The sequence below is a fragment of the Clostridioides sp. ZZV15-6598 genome, from assembly GCF_020657705.1.
Lineage (GTDB): Bacteria > Bacillota > Clostridia > Peptostreptococcales > Peptostreptococcaceae > Clostridioides > Clostridioides difficile_F.
In genome coordinates, this window is record NZ_JAGWCS010000378.1 from 1 (window position 1) to 255 (window position 255).

General features: G+C 24.3%; 1 pseudogene. It reads left to right on the forward strand.

Going from position 1 to position 255, the window contains the following annotated elements:
• Positions 1–243, forward strand: a pseudogene (locus KGF50_RS22135) (hypothetical protein); the annotation flags it as partial.
• Positions 244–255 lie beyond the last annotated feature (12 nt).

The following is a 255-nucleotide window of genomic DNA, read 5'->3' on the forward strand; positions in this document are numbered from 1 at the left end:
GCAAAGTTAGTTACTTACTATAAAGAAGCTAAGTTTGTATATTATAAATTGGATGAGGATACTTTAGGTAAATACAGCTTTATTAAAGAAATATTAGATAATGAATTAGAATCTTATGAGAAATTAAAGTTTGATTATGATGTATTAATGGGATATAGGAATCAAGGTCTAAATTGCGAAAATGTATCAAGAGTTAAAGAAACAATAGAAAAAGTAAACCAAAGAAAATCAAAGAAAATGTAATAGGAGAAAATT